Annotated in this window: 1 rRNA gene; it reads left to right on the forward strand. The window is 57.2% G+C overall.

From position 1 onward, the window contains the following. A 23S ribosomal RNA gene (locus PU704_RS19900) occupies positions 1–1,452 on the forward strand; the annotation flags it as partial. Between the last annotated feature and the right edge of the window lie 13 nt (positions 1,453–1,465).

Here is a 1,465-nt window from a genome sequence, read left to right on the forward strand (position 1 = left end):
GATGGTAGACCCGGTCTAAGCGTGTAGGGCGATCCGTTGGCAAATCCGCGGATCACGTGCCTGAGACGTGACGGGACCCCCATCCGTGGGGGGATTCGGTGATCCTATGCTGCCGAGAAAAGCATCGACGCGAGGTTCCAGCCGCCCGTACCCCAAACCGACACAGGTGATCAGGTAGAGAATACTAAGGCGATCGAGAGAATCATGGTTAAGGAACTCGGCAAAATGCCCCCGTAACTTCGGGAGAAGGGGGGCCCGGACCGTGGACACCACTAGCTGGTGCGAGCGGGTAAGGGCCGCAGAGACCAGGGGGAAGCGACTGTTTATCAAAAACACAGGTCCGTGCGAAGTCGCAAGACGAGGTATACGGACTGACTCCTGCCCGGTGCTGGAAGGTTAAGAGGACCCGTTAGCCTCACGGCGAAGCGGAGAATTTAAGCCCCAGTAAACGGCGGTGGTAACTATAACCATCCTAAGGTAGCGAAATTCCTTGTCGGGTAAGTTCCGACCTGCACGAATGGAGTAACGACTTCCCCGCTGTCTCAACCATGAACTCGGCGAAATTGCAGTACGAGTAAAGATGCTCGTTACGCGCAGCAGGACGGAAAGACCCCGAGACCTTTACTATAGTTTGGTATTGGTGTTCGGTGTGGCTTGTGTAGGATAGGTGGGAGACGGTGAAGCGGGCACGCCAGTGCCGGTGGAGTCAACGTTGAAATACCACTCTGGTCACTCTGGACATCTAACTTCGGCCCGTGATCCGGGTCAGGGACAGTGCCTGATGGGTAGTTTAACTGGGGCGGTTGCCTCCTAAAGAGTAACGGAGGCGCCCAAAGGTTCCCTCAGCCTGGTTGGCAATCAGGTGTCGAGTGTAAGTGCACAAGGGAGCTTGACTGTGAGAGCGACAGCTCGAGCAGGGACGAAAGTCGGGACTAGTGATCCGGCGGTACATTGTGGAATGGCCGTCGCTCAACGGATAAAAGGTACCTCGGGGATAACAGGCTGATCTTGCCCAAGAGTCCATATCGACGGCATGGTTTGGCACCTCGATGTCGGCTCGTCGCATCCTGGGGCTGGAGTTGGTCCCAAGGGTTGGGCTGTTCGCCCATTAAAGCGGTACGCGAGCTGGGTTCAGAACGTCGTGAGACAGTTCGGTCCCTATCCGCTGCGCGCGCAGGAAATTTGAGAAGACCTGTCCTTAGTACGAGAGGACCGGGACGGACGAACCTCTGGTATGGCAGTTGTACCGCCAGGTGCACCGCTGCTTCGCTACGTTCGGAAGAGATAACCGCTGAAAGCATCTAAGCGGGAAGCTCGCTTCGAGATGAGATTTCCAGACCCGCAAGGGTGAGAGGCCCCCAGCGAGACCACTGGGTTGATAGGCCGGAGGTGGAAGCACGAACCAACGACGTGTGCAGCCGACCGGTACTAATACGCCGACAACTTACCCCACACCCCACCCCCC

It is taken from the genome of Kocuria oceani, from assembly GCF_029524215.1.
GTDB lineage: Bacteria > Actinomycetota > Actinomycetes > Actinomycetales > Micrococcaceae > Kocuria > Kocuria oceani.